Genomic DNA, 17,486 nt, shown 5'->3' on the forward strand with positions numbered 1-17,486 from the left:
TATTTTTTGGATAGCTACCAGCGCTTCAAACTTGGCGACCCTACGGGGATTCGAACCCCGGTACTCACCGTGAAAGGGTGATGTCCTAGGCCTCTAGACGATAGGGTCAATTCCTAGAACTTCTGGCTTTGCAGCCAGCCGTCAAAATTTGGTGGAGGTAAACGGGATCGAACCGATGACCTCTTGCATGCCATGCAAGCGCTCTCCCAGCTGAGCTATACCCCCTCTTGACAACACAACATTAATATGTCGCGTTGTGCAGAGCCTCGAATTATAGACAGGTTTTTAGCGGTTTTTCAAACGCGAAAGAATTTTTTCGCGACCCAGCAATTCCAGCACCGCATCCACCGAGGGTGTGTGGGCCGTACCCACGGTCAACACGCGCACCGGCATGGCCAATACGGGCATTTTCACCCCCTGGGCCTTGAGCACGTCCTTGATCGCAGCCGCAATCGCGTCCTTGTTCCAGTCCACGGTTTCCATGGCTGCCGCGAAAGCATCGAGCACCGGCACCGCCGCTTCAGTCACGTGCTTGGCGTAATCCTCAGCATTGCGGTCGACGGCGTCCACATAGAAGACCTTGGCCCAGTGGGCCAGGTCCACCAGGGTCTCGCAGCGGTCCTTGAACAAGGCAGCGATGCGCACCAGGCGATCGTCGGCATCGAGCACCGCCTCCGACACACCGGCTTGAATTACAAAAGGCTTGACCTTGGCTGAAAGCGCCGTGTCGTCCATGGTCTTCAGGTGCTGGGCATTCACCCAGCGCAGCTTGGCTTCGTCGAACTGGCCGGCGCTGCGCCCCAGATGGTCCAGGTTGAACCATTCCAGGAACTGCTGGCGGGAGAAGATCTCGTCGTCGCCGTGGCTCCAGCCCAGGCGGGCCAGGTAGTTGACCATGGCATCGGGCAGGTAGCCTTCGTCGCGGTACTGCGTCACGGGCTTGGCGCCGTTGCGCTTGCTCATCTTCTCGCCCTGCTCGTTCAGCACGGTGGGCAGGTGGGCGAACACGGGCACGGTCGCACCCAGGGCTTCGAAGATGTGGATCTGGCGCGGGGTGTTGTTGACGTGGTCGTCGCCGCGGATCACGTGGGTGATGCGCATGTCCATGTCGTCCACACAGACGCAGAAGTTGTACGTGGGCGTGCCGTCGGGGCGGGCAATCACCAGATCATCGAGTTCGCTGTTCTGGAACTCGATGCGCCCCTTGCACTTGTCCTCCCAGGCCACAACGCCGCCCTGCGGCGTCTTGAAACGCAGCACGGGCTTCACGCCATCGGGGATGGGGGGCAGCACCTTGCCGGGTTCGGGGCGCCAGGTGCCGTCGTAACGGGGCTTTTCCTTGGCGGCCATCTGCTTTTCGCGCAGGGCGTCCAGCTCTTCCATGCTCATGTAGCAGGGATAGACGTGGCCGGCGGCCTGCAGCTGTGCCAGCACTTCCTTGTAGCGGTCCATGCGTTGCATCTGGTAGAACGGCCCCTCATCGTGGGTCAGCTCCAGCCACTGCATACCTTCCAGGATCACATCCACGGACGCCTGGGTCGAGCGCTCCAGGTCGGTGTCCTCGATGCGCAGGATGAAGTCACCACCATTGGCGCGCGCGAAGGCCCAGGGGTACAGGGCCGAGCGGATGTTTCCCAGGTGGATGAAACCGGTGGGCGAAGGGGCAAAACGGGTACGTATTTTTTGTGTCATTGGTAGGTATCCAGTCCGCGGGACAGGTCGGCCTTGAGGTCGTCCAGGTGCTCCAGGCCCACGGAAATGCGAATGAGACCCTGGCCGATGCCGGCAGCCTGGCGCTGCTTTTCGGTCAGGCGGCCGTGCGAGGTGCTGGCCGGATGGGTGATGGTGGTCTTCACGTCGCCCAGGTTGGCCGTAATGCTACACACCTGGGTATGGTCGACCACATGGAAGGCGTTCTTGCGCAAGGCCTCGGCGCCCTGCCCGTGCACGTCAAACGACAGCACGGCGCCACCGAGGCCATTTTGCTGGCGCATGGCCAGGGCGTGCTGGGGATGGCTTTGCAGCCCCGGGTAGTACACCCGCGCCACCTGGGGATGGGCCTCGAGCCAGGTGGCCAGCTCCAGCGCGGCGGCGCTTTGCGCCTTGACGCGCAGGGACAGGGTTTCCAGCCCCTTCATCACGGTCCAGGCGTTGTACGGCGCGGCATTCAGCCCGCCGCTGCGCAGGAAGGTGCCCATCACCTTGTCCACCAGCGCCACCGAACCACACACCGCCCCGACCATGGTGCGCCCTTGGCCGTCCAGGAACTTAGTGCCTGCGTGCACAACGATGTCGGCACCCAGCTTGGCGGGTTGCTGCAGGATGGGCGTGGCAAAGCTGTTGTCCACCGCCAGCAGCGCCCCATTGGCATGCGCCAGCTGCGCCAGCGCGGCGATGTCGCACAGGTCGGTCAGCGGATTGGTTGGGGTTTCGGCGAAGAACAAGCGGGTGTTGGGCCGAATGGCGGCCTGCCACGCGGCCACATCGGTCTGCGCGACAAAGCTGGTCTCGACGCCGAAACGCGCCATTTCCGTGCCCAGCAGCTTGATGGTGGAGCCGAACATCGAGCGCGAGCAGATCACATGGTCGCCCGCCTTCAGCGTGGTCAGCGCCACCAGCAGGATGGCCGACATGCCGGTGCTGGTGGCCACGGCGCATTCCGTACCCTCCATCGCGGCCAGGCGCTTTTCAAAGCTGGTCACCGTGGGGTTGCTGGTGCGGCTGTAGGTAAAGCCGTCTTCCTGGGCGGCAAAGCGGCGGGCCGCGGTTTCACAATCGGGCTGCACGAAGCTGCTGGTCATGTACAGCGCCTCGCAGTGCTCGCCCCACTGGCTGCGGGGCAGCGCCTCGCGCACCGCCAATGTGTCGGGATGCAGGCCCTCGGGAAGTGTTTGGTGGTTCACGGTGACGATTCCTTGTTCTTGTCGTGGCGGCAGGTCCATGCCGCATGCTGCGCTTTATTCGAAAAAAGGAGCAGCTTGCGCTGATCAAACAAGCATTTCAGATGTGAAATCATTTGAAATGCTTGCAAAACCTGCGCCAGCAGCTCCTCTTTTTATTGTGCACCCGGACTTATCACGCCCGGGTATTTGCTTACTGCTCCTGGGCGTTAGGCAGCGACAGGCGCGAGGTGTCTTCGGATTCTTCCTGGGCACCGGCGTTGCGGCCTTCGTTCAGCGCGGTCACCTCGGCTTCCGAGATGTCGCCCGTCACATACACGCCGTCAAAGCACGACGCCTCAAAGCCCTTGACCGCCGGGTTGATCTTGCCCACAGCCTGCTTCATCGCTTCCACGTCCTGGTAGATCAGCGCGTCGCAGCCGATGACCTGGCGGATCTCTTCCACCGTGCGGCCATGGGCCACCAGCTCGGACTTGGTGGGCATGTCGATGCCGTAGACGTTGGGGTAGCGCACGGGCGGCGCGGCCGAAGCCAGGTACACCTTGTTGGCGCCGGCATCGCGTGCCATCTGCACGATTTCCTTGGAGGTCGTGCCGCGCACGATGGAATCATCCACCAGCAGCACGTTGCGACCCTTGAACTCGCTGCCGATGGCATTGAGCTTCTGGCGCACCGACTTCTTGCGTGCGCCCTGGCCCGGCATGATGAAGGTGCGGCCCACGTAGCGGTTCTTGACGAAGCCTTCGCGGTAGGGAATGCCCAGCAGCTGCGCCAGTTGCATGGCGCTGGGGCGGCTGGATTCGGGGATCGGGATGATGGCGTCGATCTCGCTGGGCGGCACGGTGGAGATCACGCGCTTGGCCAAGGTCTCACCCATGTTCAGGCGGGCCTGGTAGACCGAGATGCCGTCCATGGTCGAGTCCGGACGCGCCAGGTAGACGTACTCGAACACGCAGGGGTGCAGCTCGCTCTTGGCCGCGCACTGCTCGGTGTGCAGCTGGCCGTCGTTGGTGATGAACACCGCCTCGCCGGGCGCAATGTCGCGCTCGAACTGGTGCAGCGTGCCTTCCAGCGCCACCGATTCGCTGGCCAGCAGGTAGGTGCCATCCGCCGACTTGCCCAGGCACAGCGGGCGGATACCAAAGGGGTCGCGGAAGGCCAGCAGGCCGTAGCCAGCAATCAGCGCGATCACGGCGTACGAGCCCTTGATGCGCTGGTGCACGGCACGCACGGCCTTGAACACCTCGTCGGGCGTCAGCGGCGCGCCACTGGTGGCACGGCCGATTTCGTGCGCCAACACGTTGAGCAGCACTTCGGAGTCGCTCTCGGTGTTGGTGTGGCGGTGGTCGGTCTCAGCCAGTTCCTGGCGCAGTTGCTTGGCGTTCGTCAGGTTGCCGTTATGCACCATCACGATGCCAAAGGGCGCATTCACGTAAAACGGCTGGGCCTCTTCCTCGCTGGCCGCATTGCCCGCGGTGGGGTAACGCACCTGGCCCAGCCCCACATTGCCGGGCAGCGCCCGCATATTGCGCGTGCGAAACACGTCGCGCACCATGCCCTTGGCCTTGTGCATGAAGAACTTGCGTTCTTGCTGGGTGACGATACCGGCAGCATCCTGGCCGCGGTGCTGCAACAGCAGCAAGGCGTCATAGATCAGTTGATTCACAGGCGCGGTGCTGACTACACCAACGATTCCACACATAGTCGCGTTCCATCTATCTGCGGGATTGCTCCCGCGGTCTTTGCTTGCAGGTGGACGCCGCGATTGGCGCCACCCTCACTCATTCACGTTCCCGGCAGCAGGTGGTCCCACTGCAGATCGAGCGCCGGCAGGATGCTGGCAACCGCATCGCCCAACCAGGGCGCGGCCACCGACTGCGTCCACCAGTCCTGGGTGCGCAGCGAGGTGGACACCACCACCACCGCCAGCACCAGGATCAGCACCACCGCACGCAGCAGCCCGAACACCGCCCCCAGGGTGCGGTCCACCGGACGCAGGCCGGCCACCTCGATCAATTTCTTGGCCAGCGCACTCAGCAGCCCCCAGGCAAACACCGCCACCACGAACGTCAGCACAAAGCCCACGCCATAGCGCACCGTGTCGTCCCAGCTCTCGAGTGGCAGCCAGGCTGCCACGTCGGGGGCAAACAGCCGGGCGATGAAAAAGCCCGCCACCCAGCCGACCAGGGAAAACAGCTCAAACACCAGGCCCCGCCAGGCGCCCAGCAGCATGGACACCAGCAGGATGCCCAGCAACACTCCGTCCAGAACAGCCATCCGCCTGATCAGCTCCGCGTGTGCGTGATGGCCGGCATCACAAGGTCAGCACCGAAGCCGCCAGGCCCAGGCCCTTGATGCGCGCGGCGGCCTTGTCGGCGTCTCCACGCTGCTCGTAAGGCCCCACCCGCACGCGGGTGCGCTTGCCATCCTTGGTGTCCACCGTCTGGGTGTAGGTCTTCAGCCCCGAGCGCTCCAGCTTGCTGCGCACCTCGTTGGCTTTGGCCACATCGGCAAAGGCCCCGACCTGAACGATGAAGCGCCCCTGCTTGGCCGCATCGGCCTTGGGCGCCTCGGCCACAGGGCTGCGGCCCTCCAGCAGCGCACGGGCACGCTCGGCCTCGCTCGTCGCCGGTTTGGGCGCGGGCTTGGGCTCCGGCTCAGGTTTGGGGGTGGGCTTGGGCTCGGGCTTGGGCTCAGGTTTCGGTTCTGGCTTGGGCTCGGGCTTGTGTTCAGATTTGGGCTTGGCCAAAGGCTCGGGCACAGGGGCCAGACGTGGTGGCTCGGGTGGCTTGGGCATGGCCAGCGGTGCGGGCTCGTTGACCACCAGTTCCTCGCCCTCGCTCAGCGCATTGCCTTGCACGGGTGCCTGGGCCACGGGCGTCTTGGCATCCGTTTGCGCCTGGCTGCCAGGCACCATCAGCGGCGCCACCTGGTTGCGGTCGGGAATCTCGATCGGCACGTCCACGGGAATGGGGCGCGGCTGGGTGTCGAACAGCAGGGGAAATCCGATGACCCCCAGCACCACCAGCACCGCCGCACCAATCAGGCGGTGGCGCGCACGGCGGCGCATGTCGTCCACACTTTCAGCCTGCGCTGCGCGGGACCGCCGCATGGGCGCCTGCTCGCGTTCGTCTTTCTGACCAGGCCAACGGAATTTGAAAAGTGCCATGAAGATGCGTCGCGTAGCGGACCTTATTCGCCCAAATGTTTGGCATGCAGGCGAGGTGGCCCATCTTTCAAAACCTCACCGACCGTGTAGAACGAGCCAAAGACCACAATTCTATCAGCCGGGTCCGCGGCCTGTACGGCGGCGGTCAATGCCGCCTGCGGGCTGGTATACAAGCTGGTCGGCACCTCGCGGCGTGTGCCGCCCGCCACCATCTGCAGGGCGTTCCACTTCTGCTGCAGGTGCACAGCGCTTTCGGCGCGCTCCGTCGGCAGGTCGGTGAAATACCAGCGGTCGATCAACGGCCCCACCTTCAGAAGCATGGGCGCCAGATCCTTGTCGGCCATGGCGCCAAACACGGCATGCGTCGTCGGGTAATAGCCCATGGCATCCAGGTTGGCGGTCAGGGCCGCCACCGAGTGGGGGTTGTGCGCCACATCCAGCACCAGCGTGGGCTGGCCCGGGATGATCTGGAAGCGCCCGGGCAGCTCCACCATGGCCAGCCCCGTGCGCACGGCCTGCGCCGTCACGGGCACGCGGTCGCGCAAGGCCTCGTAGGCGGCCAGCACACCCGAGGCATTCATCAGCTGGTTGGCACCGCGCAGTGCGGGATAGGACAGGCCGGCATAGCGCCGACCACGACCGGCCCAGCCCCACTGCTGCTTGTCGCCCTCGTAGTTGAAGTCCTTGCCAAAGCGCCACAGGTCGGCGCCGATTTCGGCGGCGTAGTCGATCACGCTTTGCGGAGGCACCGGGTCGCTGACGATCACCGGGCGGCCCGCGCGCATGATCCCCGCCTTCTCGCGGCCGATGGTCTCGCGGTCGTTGCCCAGCAAGGCCGTGTGGTCGATGTCCACGCTGGTGATGATGGCGCAATCGGTGTCGATGATGTTGGTGGCATCCAGGCGGCCACCCAGACCCACCTCCAGGATCGCCACGTCCAGCTTGGCCGTGCTCAGCATGCGCAGGATGGCCAGGGTGGTGAACTCGAAATACGTCAGCAGCACTGCTTCGCCTTGCAGGCGGGCGGCCTCGACCGCCTCGAAGTGCGGCAGGAAATCCTGCGCCTTGGCGATCTCTCCGTGAATCCGGCAGCGCTCTTCAAAATGCACCAGGTGCGGCGAGGTGTAGACCCCGGGCTTGTAGCCCGATTGCAGTGCCACGGCCTCCAGCATGGCGCAGGTCGAACCCTTGCCATTGGTGCCCGCCACGGTGATCACGGGGCAGTCAAACTTCAGCTGCATGCGCTGGGCCACTTCGCGCACACGCTCAAGGCCCATGGAGATGGTTTGCGGATGGATGTGCTCGCAGTGCGCAAGCCATTCGGGAAGGGTGGAGAAAGTGCTGTGCATACGGGGCATGATTGTCGCGCACCCAGGCTTGCAGCATCATCTACACCATGAGTACCACCAAGATTATTCGTGTTTACGGCATCCCGAACTGTGACACTGTGAAAAAAGCGCGTGCCTGGCTGAACGCACACGGCCTGGAACATGCCTTCCACGACTTCAAGAAGCAGGGCGTGCCGGCCGACCGGCTGCTGCCGTGGATGCAGGCCGTCGGCTGGGAGAAGCTGACCAACCGCCAAGGCACCACCTGGCGCAAGCTGGATCCGGCCGTCCAGACCAGCGTGATCGACGAGATCTCTGCCGCAGCGGTGCTGCAGGCCCATGTCAGCGTGATCAAGCGCCCGGTCGTTGAATGGGCAGATGGGCGCATCACCGTCGGTTTTCAGGCCGACGCCTGGGCCACCGCACTGGGCCTGTAAGCAGCCCAGCGCCAGAGGCGGCATTGACCGCCCCGCGAGCAGGCATTCACCCGCCAGGCCTACACTGCAGCCAGCGCACCACCACCGGTGGCGGGTATCGCAAGGAGCAAGTTATGGCACTCAAACATTGGTTCATCTGCACAGCGGCGGCCGGCCTGGCCTGCGGCGGCGTCATGGCCCAAGAGCGCGCCCGTGTGCTGTCTGCCGTGCCCGTCGTCCAGCAGGTCGGCATTCCCCAGCAGTTTTGCGAAGATACCCAGGTCTACAGCGGCGCCCGCACCACCGGCACGGGTGCCGTGGTGGGCGCCATCGTCGGCGGCGTGGCAGGCAATGCCCTGGGCCACGGGGATCGCTACGGCCCGCGCGGCCACTACCAGGGCTCCAACCGGGGCGCCACCACGGCCGTGGGCGCGATAGCCGGCGGCCTGATCGGTCACCAGTTGGAAAGCGCCAACAGCCCGCCCGACTACCAGACCGTGCGCCGCTGCACCAACGAGACGGTGTATCAAAACCGCACCCTGGGCTACGACGTCACCTATGAATATGCGGGCCGCCGCTACACCACGCGACTGGACCACGACCCCGGCCCCTGGATGCCCATCAGCGTGCAGCCCGAGGGCCGTTACAGCAGCAACCCTGGCGCCGCTGCGCAGTTTGTGGGACCCAGTGGTACCTACCAGTCCGCACCGGCGGGCGGCGTGGTGACGGAAAGCATCACCTACAGCTCGCCGCCACCAGCGATCCCGGTCATCGTGGACATCGGCGGCTACCCGCAGCGCCCGCCGCACGGACACCGCCCACCACCGCCTCCGCCCTACTACTGGCGCTGAGGCATGCACACCAAGCCCCTGATCCAGGGGCTTGTTTGCAGGCGGGCGCCAAAACCCCAAGCGCCCCACAGCTGGCCTAAAATGCCCGGCTTCGATCCCAACTTCCGCGACTGCGCATTTCCCATGACCACCGAGCAATTTTCTGGCGTCACCCTGACCACCAAAGCCAATGTTTACTTTGACGGCAAGTGCGTCAGCCACAGCTTCACCCTGGCCGATGGCACCAAGAAGTCGGTGGGCGTGGTGCTGCCTGCCACATTGACCTTTGGCACGGCGGCGGCAGAAATCATGGAATGCGTGGGCGGCGCCTGCGAATACAAGCTCGACGGCAGCGACGAGTGGAAGCAATCCTCGGCCGGCGAGAGCTTCCACATTCCCGCGAACTCCAAGTTCGACATCCGCGTGACCGAGGCTTACCACTACATCTGCCACTACGCCTGAGCCTTGGGCGTCCGGCCGATCTGAATTTCAAGCCTTTTTAGCCCCTGGCCCTTATTCATCAAGCGCTGGCAGCTATTCATTTAGAGAGAATCTCATGGAAACCATTCTGCAATCCGTACCCGTCGGCCAAAAGGTCGGCATCGCCTTCTCCGGCGGCCTGGACACCTCCGCCGCCCTGCGCTGGATGAAGAACAAGGGTGCCCTGCCCTACGCCTACACCGCCAACCTGGGCCAGCCCGACGAAGCCGACTACGACGAAATTCCCCGCAAGGCGATGGAATACGGCGCAGAAAAGGCCCGCCTGATCGACTGCCGCCCCCAGCTGGCCAACGAAGGCATTGCCGCCATCCAGGCCGGCGCCTTCCACATCTCCACCGGCGGCATCACCTACTTCAACACCACCCCCCTGGGCCGCGCCGTGACCGGCACCATGCTGGTGGCCGCCATGAAGGAAGACGACGTCCACATCTGGGGCGACGGCTCGACCTTCAAGGGCAACGACATTGAGCGCTTCTACCGCTATGGCCTGCTGACCAACCCGGCACTGAAGATCTACAAGCCCTGGCTGGACAACACCTTCATCGACGAGCTGGGCGGCCGCGCCGAAATGTCGGCCTTCATGACCAAGGAAGGCTTCGGCTACAAGATGTCGGCCGAGAAGGCCTACTCCACCGACTCCAACATGCTGGGCGCCACCCACGAGGCCAAGGACCTGGAGCACCTGAACAGCGGCATCCGCATCGTCAACCCCATCATGGGCGTGGCCTTCTGGAAGCCTGAGGTGGAAGTCAAGGCCGAGGAAGTCTCGATCACCTTCGACGAAGGCCGCCCCGTGGCCGTCAACGGTAAGGAAATCGCCGACCCCGTGGCCATGTTCCTGGAACTGAACCGCATCGGCGGCCGCCACGGCCTGGGCATGAGCGACCAGATCGAGAACCGCATCATCGAAGCCAAGAGCCGCGGCATCTACGAAGCCCCCGGCATGGCCCTGCTGCACATCGCCTACGAACGCCTGGTGACCGGCATCCACAACGAAGACACCATCGAGCAGTACCGCATCAACGGCCTGAAGCTGGGCCGCCTGCTGTACCAGGGCCGCTGGTTCGACCCCCAGGCCATCATGCTGCGCGAAGCCTCGCAGCGCTGGGTGGCCCGCGCCGTGACCGGCACCGTGACGCTGGAGCTGCGCCGCGGCAACGACTACTCCATCCTGAACACCGAATCGCCCAACCTGACCTACGCGCCCGAGCGTCTGTCGATGGAAAAGGTCGAGGACGCACCGTTCAGCCCCACAGACCGCATCGGCCAGCTGACCATGCGTAACCTGGACCTGATCGACACCCGCGAGAAGCTGGCCATCTACTCCAAGGCCGGCCTGCTGAGCGTGAGCAGCGCCAACGCCCTACCCCAACTGGGCAACGACAAGCAGTAATTGCCCTAGCATCGGCTTGGCGTTCGCGCCAAGTCCCCGCCAAGCCGCTGTTACCAGCGGCTTTTTTGTGCCTGAATGCCTGGCACAGCGTCACATATCTGCCGCAAACCCGCAACATTCGCAAAGAAACTCCGGATTGCGGGCAATCGCGCCTCCTAAAATGCTCTGCACCTTGGCATGCATCGTGCAATGACCAAGCACTTATCCCTCACAGACAAGGAAGACTGGTATGGCAAAGAAGTTTCTGGGCTTGGCCTTGCTGGCCGCATGTGCGACGGTGGCGCAGGCCGCCGACCTGAAGGTCGCCATCGACCCGACCTACGAACCGTTCACCTACAAGACCCCCGACGGCAAACCCACGGGCTTTGATGTGGACGTGGCCAACGCCATCTGCGCCGAACTCAAGCGCAACTGCGTGTTCGTCGAACAAGTCTGGGACAGCATGATCCCCGGCCTGCAGGCCCGCAAGTACGACGTGATCGTCAGCTCGCTGTCCATCACGGAAGAGCGCAAGCGCGTGATCGACTTCTCCGACCGCTACTACAAGACCCCCAGCGCCATCGTGGTGAAGAAGGGCACGCCCTACACCGGCCCCGCCTCCCTCAAGGGCAAGCGCATCGGCGTGCTCAAGGGTAGCACCCAGGAAAAGTGGGCCATGGGTGAACTCAAGCCCGCCGGCGTGACCGTGGTGCCTTACGAAGCCCAGGACCAGGTCTACCTGGACATCAACGCAGGCCGCCTTGACGGCACCGTGGCCGACAAGGTGGAAGTGCATGGTGGTTTCCTGCGCAAGCCCGAGGGCAAGGACTACGGCTACGTCGGCCATGACCAGTACGAAACCAAGTACTATGGCGACGGCATCGGCATTGGCATGCGCAAGGGCCAGAAGGACCTGAAGGAGCAGATCAATGCGGCCATCAAGACGATCCGCAGCAATGGCACCTACAACGCCATTGCCAAGAAGTACTTCGACTTCGACCCCTACGGCAACTAAGCGTTGAAGCTGCCACTACCCGCTGTCCGGCCATGCCGGCGGCGGGCAGTGTTGTTTAGGAAAAGCGTCCGCACGCATGAGCGATTACTACCTATCCATCCTGCAAGGGGCCCTGCTCACCGTGGCCGTGTCCCTGGCATCTCTGGCCGTCTCGACCGTGCTGGGACTGCTGGGCGCCACGGCCAAGCTGTCCGGCAAGAAGCCCCTGGTCTGGATTTCGACGGTCTACACCACCGTGGTGCGCGGCATCCCGGAACTGGTGCTGATGCTGCTGATTTTTTACGGCGCCGCGATCGGCATCAACAGCTTCTTTGAATCCATCGGCTCGGACTTCACCCTGGACCTGAACCCCTTCGTCGCCGGCGTGGCCACCCTGGGCTTCATCTACGGTGCCTACATGACCGAAACCTTCCGCGGCGCCATCCTGTCGATCCCCCGCGGCCAGATGGAGGCCGCCTGGGCATTTGGCATGACGCCGCTGCAGACCTTTGTGCGCATCACGCTGCCACAGATGGTGCGCTACGCCCTGCCCGGCTTCACCAACAACTGGCTGGTCCTGATCAAGGCCACGGCCCTGGTCAGCCTGATCGGACTGCACGACATGACCTACCTGGCCAAACAAGCCAGCGCTGCAACGCGCGAACCCTTTGTCTTCCTGCTGTTTGCGGCCGGTCTATACCTCGTCTTCACCAGCATCTCGCTGTGGGTACTCAAGCGCCTGAATGCCCGCTACAGCCTGGGCACGGAAAAGGTGCAGTTATGAGCTGGGACATCATCTTCCAACCCGAGCACCTGGCGATGTACGGCCAGGGCCTGCTGACCACGCTGTGGCTGCTGCTGTCCAGCCTGGGCATTGGCTGCGTGCTGGCCCTGCTGGGCGCCCTGGCGCTGACCAGCGGCAACCTGGTGCTGGAAAAGCTGGTGGGCGCCTTCACCTACTTTGTGCGCGGCACGCCCCTGCTGATCCAGGTCTACCTGATCTACTACGGGCTGGCGCAGCTCGAATGGATCCAGACACGCTGGGACGATGTCTGGCCATGGACGCACTTCAAGGAGCCATTCTTCTGCGCCCTGCTGGCGTTCGCACTGAACACGGCCGGCTACACGGCCGAGATGCTGGCAGGCGCCATCCGCGAAACCAATCCCGGCGAGGTCGAGGCCGCGCGCGCCATGGGCATGAGCCGCTGGCAGATCATGCACCGCATCGTGCTGCCCAGCGCCCTGCGCCGCACGCTGCCGCCTTACTGCAACGAGGCCGTGATGATGCTGCACTCCACCAGCCTGGCCAGCGTGGTGCCGGCGCTGACCGATGTGACCGCCGTAGCCAGCCGCATCTACTCCGACTACTACCTGCCGTTCGAAGCCTACCTGGCCGCCGCCGCCATCTACCTGTGCGTGACGTTTGCGCTGATCGGCTTCTTCCGCCTGCTGGAAAAGCGCTTTCTTGCCTACCTCGCGCCCCGCACGCACTGACAACGCACACGCTTTGCACCCATGACATCCACTGCATACAAACTTCAAGCCGAAGGTATCCACAAGAGCTATGGCAGCAACCATGTGCTCAAGGGCGTGACGCTGACGGCCAAGGCCGGTGACGTCATCAGCCTGATCGGCAGCTCCGGCTCGGGCAAATCCACGCTGCTGCGCTGCATCAACCTGCTGGAAAAGCCCCAGCAGGGCCGGATCGTGGTCGCCGGCGAGGAGCTGCAGCTCAAGCCCGGCCGCAACGGCGAGCTGGAGCCCGTCAACCCCAAGCAGCTGCAGATGATGCGCACCAAGCTGGCCATGGTGTTCCAGCACTTCAACCTGTGGGCGCACAAGACCGTGCTGCAGAACATCATCGAGGCCCCGGTGCACGTGCTCGGCATTTCCAAGGACGAAGCCGTGGAACGCGCCCGCAAGTACCTGAAGCTGGTAGGCCTGGAAAACCGCGAGGACACCTGGCCCAACCACATGAGCGGCGGCCAGCAGCAGCGCGTGGCGATCGCCCGCGCCCTGGCGGTCGAGCCCGAGGTGATGCTGTTCGACGAACCCACCAGCGCGCTCGACCCCGAACTGGTGGGCGAGGTGCTGCGGGTGATGCAGGTGCTGGCCCAGGAAGGCCGCACCATGGTGGTGGTGACCCATGAAATCGGTTTTGCCCGCGAGGTCTCCAACCACGTGGTCTTCCTGCACCAGGGACTGATCGAAGAACAGGGTGACCCGCGCAGCGTGCTCAGCAACCCGCAGAGCGAGCGCCTGGCGAAGTTCCTCTCGGGCAGCTTGAAGTAGCCGGCAGGTATAGCCTGTGCGACGCGATGGCATACAGGCTTCCCCCGGTTTTTGATGTACCACACAAAAACGGGGAACATTTTTTGCTTGTCACGCTCTATCCCTATCATGTACAGACGCATATGCGTATGGATATGACACCAAGAAGGGAGAGACAAAATGTCGAACATTCCAACACACCCCTCGCACACCATCACGATTGACCGCTTCACCTTCGAGCCCAAGGCCCTGCCGGAAGCCGATGGTCGCTTTCATGCCCAATTGACGGTGGACAGTGGGGAGGGCACCAGCCGCACCCAGCGTTTTTTCACCTTCACCCCCCTGTTCCAGTCGGCAGACCGGGCCATCGCCTATGCCGCGCAACAGGCCTGCGAGTGGATGAAGCAAAAATCGCTGGCCTGAAGCACAGGCCCTGTGCCCACTGACAAGAGGCACCCATAAAAAAAAAGCGCTGCATCTGCAGCGCTTTTTTTGTGGGCGCAGACAGCCGCCCTCACACCACCACGGGCTCGGCCTCCAGGCGGATGCCAAAACGCTCGTAGACGCTGGTCTGGATGGCGCGTGCCAGGGTCATGACCTCCCCGCCGGTGACGCTGGTGGCCCCGGTGCCGCGGTTCACCAGCACCAGCGCCTGCTTATCGTACACCCCGGCGTTGCCCACGGCCTTGCCCTTCCAGCCACAGGCATCGATCATCCAGCCAGCGGCCAGCTTGATGCTGCCGTCGGGCATGGGGTAGTGCACGATCTTGGGTTCGCGCGCAATGATGTCTCGGCACTGGTCTTCCGTGACCGTGGGGTTCTTGAAGAAGCTGCCGGCGTTGCCGACCACGGCCGGGTCCGGCAGCTTGGCGCGGCGGATGGCACACACCCAGTCGAAGATCTGCTGGGCACTGGGGTGCTCCACCCCTTCTTCCGCCTGCTTGCGCTGGAGGTCCAGATAGCCCAGCTCGGGCTTCCAGTGCTTGGACAGGGCAAAGCGCACCGCCGTGATCACGGCGCGCCCGGCCAGCCCCAGCCCCTGGGCCTTGGCCACCGGCGTGCCCGCCGGCGCGGCTGGCAGGTGCTTGAAGATGGAATCGCGGTAGCCAAAGGCGCACTGCGCCGCATTCAAGGTGAAGGTCTGGGCCTGCACCAGGTCCACGGCGTCCAGCTCGTGAAAGCGATCCTGCAGCTCCACCCCGTAGGCGCCGATGTTCTGCACCGGTGCAGCGCCCACCGTGCCGGGCACCAGGGCCAGATTTTCCAGCCCGGGATAGCCGTGGGCAATGGTCCACGCCACCAGGTCGTGCCAGCGCACACCGGCGCCGGCCTCGATGATCCAGTGGCTGTCGGTCTCCGCAACCAAAGCGATGCCAGGCACCTCCATCTTCAGCACCACGGCGTCCACCACATCCCCGGTCAGGACAATATTGCTGCCCCCACCCAGGACGAAGACCTTGCGGCCACGGTAGAGGTCGCTGCGCACGAACTCCAGCACATCCGCGGTGCTGCGAATGCGCACCAGGGTGTCCGCGCTGGCCACGATGCCGAAGGTGTTGCAGTCCTGCAGGGGGGTATTTTTCTCGACTAACATCCCCGAGATTGTCGCACTGTGCCCCCGCACCTGCCTGCCGGGCACTGCAAGTGCTTTGCCAACACCCCGTTTTAGAAAGATACGCCATGCCATCGTTTGACACCGTGCTGGAAGCCGATTTCGTCGAAGTCAAGAACGCCGTCGACAACACCGCCAAGGAAATTGGCACCCGCTTCGACTTCAAGGGCACCTCGGCCGGCATCGAACTCAAGGACAAGGAAATCACCCTGTTCGGCGATGCCGACTTCCAGCTGCAGCAGGTCGAGGACATCCTGCGCAACAAGCTGACCAAGCGCAACGTGGACGTGCGCTTCATGGACATGCAGCCCAGCCAGAAGATGGGCGGCGACAAGGTCAAGCAGACCGTGAAGATCAAGAACGGCATCGAGGCCGAACTGGCCAAGAAGCTGCAAAAACTCATCAAGGAAAGCAAGCTGAAGGTGCAGGCCGCCATCCAGGGCGATGCCGTGCGCGTCACCGGCGCGAAGCGCGACGACCTGCAAGCCGCCATGGCCCTGATCCGCAAGGACCTGGCCGATCATCCGCTGTCTTTTAACAACTTCCGCGACTGAGCGGTGCTCCGTTAGACTGGGGCTCCTTCTGCGCAGTCTGACCGATCACTATGCTGACCCTTCGCTTTCTGCCCACGGCCCTGGCCTTGCTGGCGGCCCCCCAGACCCTGGTGGGTCATGCGCAGTCCGTGGCCCTGACCGGGGTGATGGGCAGCAAGGCACTGCTCATCATCAACGGCGCCCCGCCCAAGGCCCTGGGGCCAAATGACAGCCTGCAGGGTGTGCGCGTGGTACAGGTGCACAGCGACAGCGCCGTGGTGGAAGTGCAGGGCCAGCGCCAGACCCTGCACCTGGGCGCCTCCCCGGTCAGCGTGGGCCAGGGCCTGCCCACCGGCAACCGCAAGGTCGTGCTGCGCGCCGACAGCCGCGGCCACTTCCGCGACAGCGGCTTCATCAACAACAAGCCCATGCAGTACATGGTGGACACCGGGGCCACCGCCATCGGCATTGGCCAGGCCGATGCGGAACGCCTGGGGCTGAACTTCGAAAAAGGCCGCCCGGTCATGGTCCGCACCGCCAACGGCAACACCCAGGGCTGGCACATCCGCCTGGACACCGTGCGCGTGGGCGACATCACCGTCTACGGCGTGGATGCCGTGGTCAGCCCCCAGCCCATGCCGTTCGTGCTGCTGGGCAACAGCTTTCTGTCCCAGCTGCACATGACGCGCCAGGGCAATGAAATGGTGCTGGAGCAACGCTGAGCCATGCCCACCGTGCCACCCTTTGTGCCCTCCCCCCTGCCGCTGAACAGCCGGGTGGAGGACGAAGCCCCCTACCAGGACCTGCTGGGCCTGTGGTCCGACCTCGAAGCGGCGCTGGGCCTGCTGCTGGCGCGCCCGGCGCTGATCCAGCAGTTGCCGCACAAGATCGCCCAGCTCGACACCTGGCTGCAGGAGCTGATCGCCCACGACAGCGACAGCGCGCTGTACCTGATGTTCCAGCTGGCTGGCAGCTCCACCGTCGGCTACAGCGCATCGCACGCCCTGGTCTGCGCCACCCTGGGCCACATCCTGGCGCACGAGTTCCAACTGCCGCCGCACGAGCGCAACGCCCTGGTGCAGGCGGCCTTCACCATGAACGTCGGCATGACCGCACTGCAGGACCAACTGGCCCTGCAGCGCGAGCGGCCCAGCGTGGCCCAGCAGGAATCCATCCGCCTGCACCCCAGCGAGGGGCGCCGCCTGCTGGAGGAGCTGGGCGTGGCCGATCCGCTGTGGCTGGATGTGGTCGGCCTGCACCACATCAACACCAGCGCCCGGGAACCGCTGGAGCAGCAACCGCCGGCCGAGCGGCTGGCCCGCATCCTGGCCACCTGCGACCGCTATGCGGCCATGATCAGCCCGCGCCGCAACCGCGCAGGCCGCAGCGTGGCCGAATCGGTGCAGGCCGTAACCGGCCCGCAGTCCAAGCTGTACGAGCAGGCCGGGGAGGCGCTGATCCGCAGCGTGGGCCTGTTCCCGCCGGGCGTCTACGTGGCCCTGTCCACGGGGGAGACCGCCGTGGTGCTGCGCCGCACCCCGCAAGTGGGCCAGCCCTTAG

Annotated in this window: 19 protein-coding genes and 2 tRNA genes; 12 read left to right on the forward strand and 9 right to left on the reverse strand. The window is 64.3% G+C overall.

Going from position 1 to position 17,486, the window contains the following annotated elements; translation table 11 throughout:
• Positions 1–32: 32 nt before the first annotated feature.
• The 8 genes from CA2_RS04550 to folC all read right to left on the reverse strand — a co-directional run bounded on the left by CA2_RS04550 (position 33) and on the right by folC (position 7,418).
• A tRNA-Glu gene (locus CA2_RS04550) sits at positions 33–108 on the reverse strand.
• Positions 109–149: 41 nt separating this feature from the next.
• Positions 150–225: transfer RNA gene (locus CA2_RS04555), tRNA-Ala, on the reverse strand.
• Positions 226–285: 60 nt separating this feature from the next.
• A complete protein-coding gene (gene gltX / locus CA2_RS04560) occupies positions 286–1,692 on the reverse strand; it encodes a glutamate--tRNA ligase (RefSeq protein WP_042413117.1) in 1,407 nt (468 codons plus the stop codon).
• The gene (locus CA2_RS04565) at positions 1,689–2,903 is read right to left on the reverse strand and encodes an O-succinylhomoserine sulfhydrylase (RefSeq protein WP_156105959.1); all 1,215 of its coding nucleotides are present in this window, start codon (positions 2,901–2,903) and stop codon (positions 1,689–1,691) included. Before CA2_RS04565 ends, gltX begins: the two co-directional genes overlap by 4 nt.
• Before the next feature lie 190 nt (positions 2,904–3,093).
• Positions 3,094–4,602, reverse strand: coding sequence for an amidophosphoribosyltransferase (gene purF, locus CA2_RS04570; protein WP_042413122.1), 1,509 nt, complete (start codon positions 4,600–4,602; stop codon positions 3,094–3,096).
• 83 nt (positions 4,603–4,685) lie between these two features.
• Positions 4,686–5,177 (reverse strand): CvpA family protein, encoded by a 492-nt coding sequence (locus CA2_RS04575; RefSeq protein WP_042413124.1) that lies wholly within the window; start codon positions 5,175–5,177, stop codon positions 4,686–4,688.
• Between the two features lie 37 nt (positions 5,178–5,214).
• Complete coding sequence (locus CA2_RS04580) at positions 5,215–6,069, reverse strand: SPOR domain-containing protein (protein WP_042413125.1); 855 nt, start codon at positions 6,067–6,069, stop codon at positions 5,215–5,217.
• A gap of 23 nt (positions 6,070–6,092) precedes the next feature.
• Complete coding sequence (gene folC / locus CA2_RS04585) at positions 6,093–7,418, reverse strand: bifunctional tetrahydrofolate synthase/dihydrofolate synthase (RefSeq protein ID WP_042413128.1); 1,326 nt, start codon at positions 7,416–7,418, stop codon at positions 6,093–6,095.
• A 47-nt stretch (positions 7,419–7,465) separates the two neighbouring features.
• Between folC and CA2_RS04590 the strand changes: the two genes are divergently transcribed.
• The 9 genes from CA2_RS04590 to CA2_RS04630 all read left to right on the forward strand — a co-directional run bounded on the left by CA2_RS04590 (position 7,466) and on the right by CA2_RS04630 (position 14,204).
• On the forward strand, positions 7,466–7,834 hold the full coding sequence (locus CA2_RS04590; protein ID WP_042413150.1) for an arsenate reductase: 369 nt from the start codon (positions 7,466–7,468) through the stop codon (positions 7,832–7,834).
• Between the two features lie 113 nt (positions 7,835–7,947).
• A complete protein-coding gene (locus CA2_RS04595) occupies positions 7,948–8,664 on the forward strand; it encodes a glycine zipper 2TM domain-containing protein (protein ID WP_052369827.1) in 717 nt (238 codons plus the stop codon).
• Positions 8,665–8,787: 123 nt separating this feature from the next.
• Positions 8,788–9,105 (forward strand): pyrimidine/purine nucleoside phosphorylase, encoded by a 318-nt coding sequence (gene ppnP / locus CA2_RS04600; protein ID WP_042413154.1) that lies wholly within the window; start codon positions 8,788–8,790, stop codon positions 9,103–9,105.
• 94 nt (positions 9,106–9,199) lie between these two features.
• The gene (gene argG, locus CA2_RS04605) at positions 9,200–10,537 is read left to right on the forward strand and encodes an argininosuccinate synthase (protein WP_042413130.1); all 1,338 of its coding nucleotides are present in this window, start codon (positions 9,200–9,202) and stop codon (positions 10,535–10,537) included.
• Positions 10,538–10,766: 229 nt separating this feature from the next.
• Complete coding sequence (locus tag CA2_RS04610) at positions 10,767–11,531, forward strand: transporter substrate-binding domain-containing protein (protein WP_042413131.1); 765 nt, start codon at positions 10,767–10,769, stop codon at positions 11,529–11,531.
• A 76-nt stretch (positions 11,532–11,607) separates the two neighbouring features.
• Entirely contained in the window at positions 11,608–12,294 is a 687-nt protein-coding gene (locus CA2_RS04615; protein WP_042413133.1) for an ABC transporter permease, read from the forward strand.
• Entirely contained in the window at positions 12,291–13,004 is a 714-nt protein-coding gene (locus CA2_RS04620; protein ID WP_042413135.1) for an ABC transporter permease, read from the forward strand. The genes CA2_RS04615 and CA2_RS04620 overlap by 4 nt, the downstream gene beginning before the upstream one ends.
• Before the next feature lie 21 nt (positions 13,005–13,025).
• Complete coding sequence (locus CA2_RS04625) at positions 13,026–13,802, forward strand: ABC transporter ATP-binding protein (protein WP_042413137.1); 777 nt, start codon at positions 13,026–13,028, stop codon at positions 13,800–13,802.
• A 159-nt stretch (positions 13,803–13,961) separates the two neighbouring features.
• The gene (locus tag CA2_RS04630) at positions 13,962–14,204 is read left to right on the forward strand and encodes a hypothetical protein (RefSeq protein ID WP_042413139.1); all 243 of its coding nucleotides are present in this window, start codon (positions 13,962–13,964) and stop codon (positions 14,202–14,204) included.
• 91 nt (positions 14,205–14,295) lie between these two features.
• On the opposite strand, the gene murB is transcribed toward CA2_RS04630, so the two are convergent.
• Positions 14,296–15,375, reverse strand: a complete 1,080-nt coding sequence (murB, locus tag CA2_RS04635; protein WP_042413141.1) for a UDP-N-acetylmuramate dehydrogenase — start codon at positions 15,373–15,375, stop codon at positions 14,296–14,298.
• Positions 15,376–15,461: 86 nt separating this feature from the next.
• Between murB and CA2_RS04640 the strand changes: the two genes are divergently transcribed.
• The 3 genes from CA2_RS04640 to CA2_RS04650 all read left to right on the forward strand — a co-directional run.
• Complete coding sequence (locus CA2_RS04640) at positions 15,462–15,947, forward strand: YajQ family cyclic di-GMP-binding protein (protein WP_042413144.1); 486 nt, start codon at positions 15,462–15,464, stop codon at positions 15,945–15,947.
• A gap of 50 nt (positions 15,948–15,997) precedes the next feature.
• Positions 15,998–16,648, forward strand: a complete 651-nt coding sequence (locus tag CA2_RS04645) for a retropepsin-like aspartic protease family protein (protein ID WP_042413146.1) — start codon at positions 15,998–16,000, stop codon at positions 16,646–16,648.
• Positions 16,649–16,651: 3 nt separating this feature from the next.
• The coding region (locus CA2_RS04650; RefSeq protein WP_042413149.1) for an HD-GYP domain-containing protein at positions 16,652–17,486 on the forward strand (835 nt) is incomplete at its 3' end.

Source organism: Comamonas aquatica NBRC 14918, assembly GCF_000739875.1.
Classification (GTDB): domain Bacteria; phylum Pseudomonadota; class Gammaproteobacteria; order Burkholderiales; family Burkholderiaceae_C; genus Comamonas; species Comamonas aquatica.

Coding starts and splice junctions, on each gene's coding strand:
- CA2_RS04625 (WP_042413137.1), top strand. CDS start 13,026: ATGACATCCACTGCATACAAACTTCAAGCCGAAGGTATCCACAAGAGC.
- CA2_RS04575 (WP_042413124.1), bottom strand. CDS start 5,177: ATGGCTGTTCTGGACGGAGTGTTGCTGGGCATCCTGCTGGTGTCCATG.
- CA2_RS04595 (WP_052369827.1), top strand. CDS start 7,948: ATGGCACTCAAACATTGGTTCATCTGCACAGCGGCGGCCGGCCTGGCC.
- ppnP (WP_042413154.1), top strand. CDS start 8,788: ATGACCACCGAGCAATTTTCTGGCGTCACCCTGACCACCAAAGCCAAT.
- CA2_RS04590 (WP_042413150.1), top strand. CDS start 7,466: ATGAGTACCACCAAGATTATTCGTGTTTACGGCATCCCGAACTGTGAC.
- folC (WP_042413128.1), bottom strand. CDS start 7,418: ATGCACAGCACTTTCTCCACCCTTCCCGAATGGCTTGCGCACTGCGAG.
- CA2_RS04630 (WP_042413139.1), top strand. CDS start 13,962: ATGTCGAACATTCCAACACACCCCTCGCACACCATCACGATTGACCGC.
- gltX (WP_042413117.1), bottom strand. CDS start 1,692: ATGACACAAAAAATACGTACCCGTTTTGCCCCTTCGCCCACCGGTTTC.
- murB (WP_042413141.1), bottom strand. CDS start 15,375: ATGTTAGTCGAGAAAAATACCCCCCTGCAGGACTGCAACACCTTCGGC.
- CA2_RS04640 (WP_042413144.1), top strand. CDS start 15,462: ATGCCATCGTTTGACACCGTGCTGGAAGCCGATTTCGTCGAAGTCAAG.
- CA2_RS04615 (WP_042413133.1), top strand. CDS start 11,608: ATGAGCGATTACTACCTATCCATCCTGCAAGGGGCCCTGCTCACCGTG.
- argG (WP_042413130.1), top strand. CDS start 9,200: ATGGAAACCATTCTGCAATCCGTACCCGTCGGCCAAAAGGTCGGCATC.
- CA2_RS04620 (WP_042413135.1), top strand. CDS start 12,291: ATGAGCTGGGACATCATCTTCCAACCCGAGCACCTGGCGATGTACGGC.
- CA2_RS04610 (WP_042413131.1), top strand. CDS start 10,767: ATGGCAAAGAAGTTTCTGGGCTTGGCCTTGCTGGCCGCATGTGCGACG.
- CA2_RS04645 (WP_042413146.1), top strand. CDS start 15,998: ATGCTGACCCTTCGCTTTCTGCCCACGGCCCTGGCCTTGCTGGCGGCC.
- purF (WP_042413122.1), bottom strand. CDS start 4,602: ATGTGTGGAATCGTTGGTGTAGTCAGCACCGCGCCTGTGAATCAACTG.
- CA2_RS04580 (WP_042413125.1), bottom strand. CDS start 6,069: ATGGCACTTTTCAAATTCCGTTGGCCTGGTCAGAAAGACGAACGCGAG.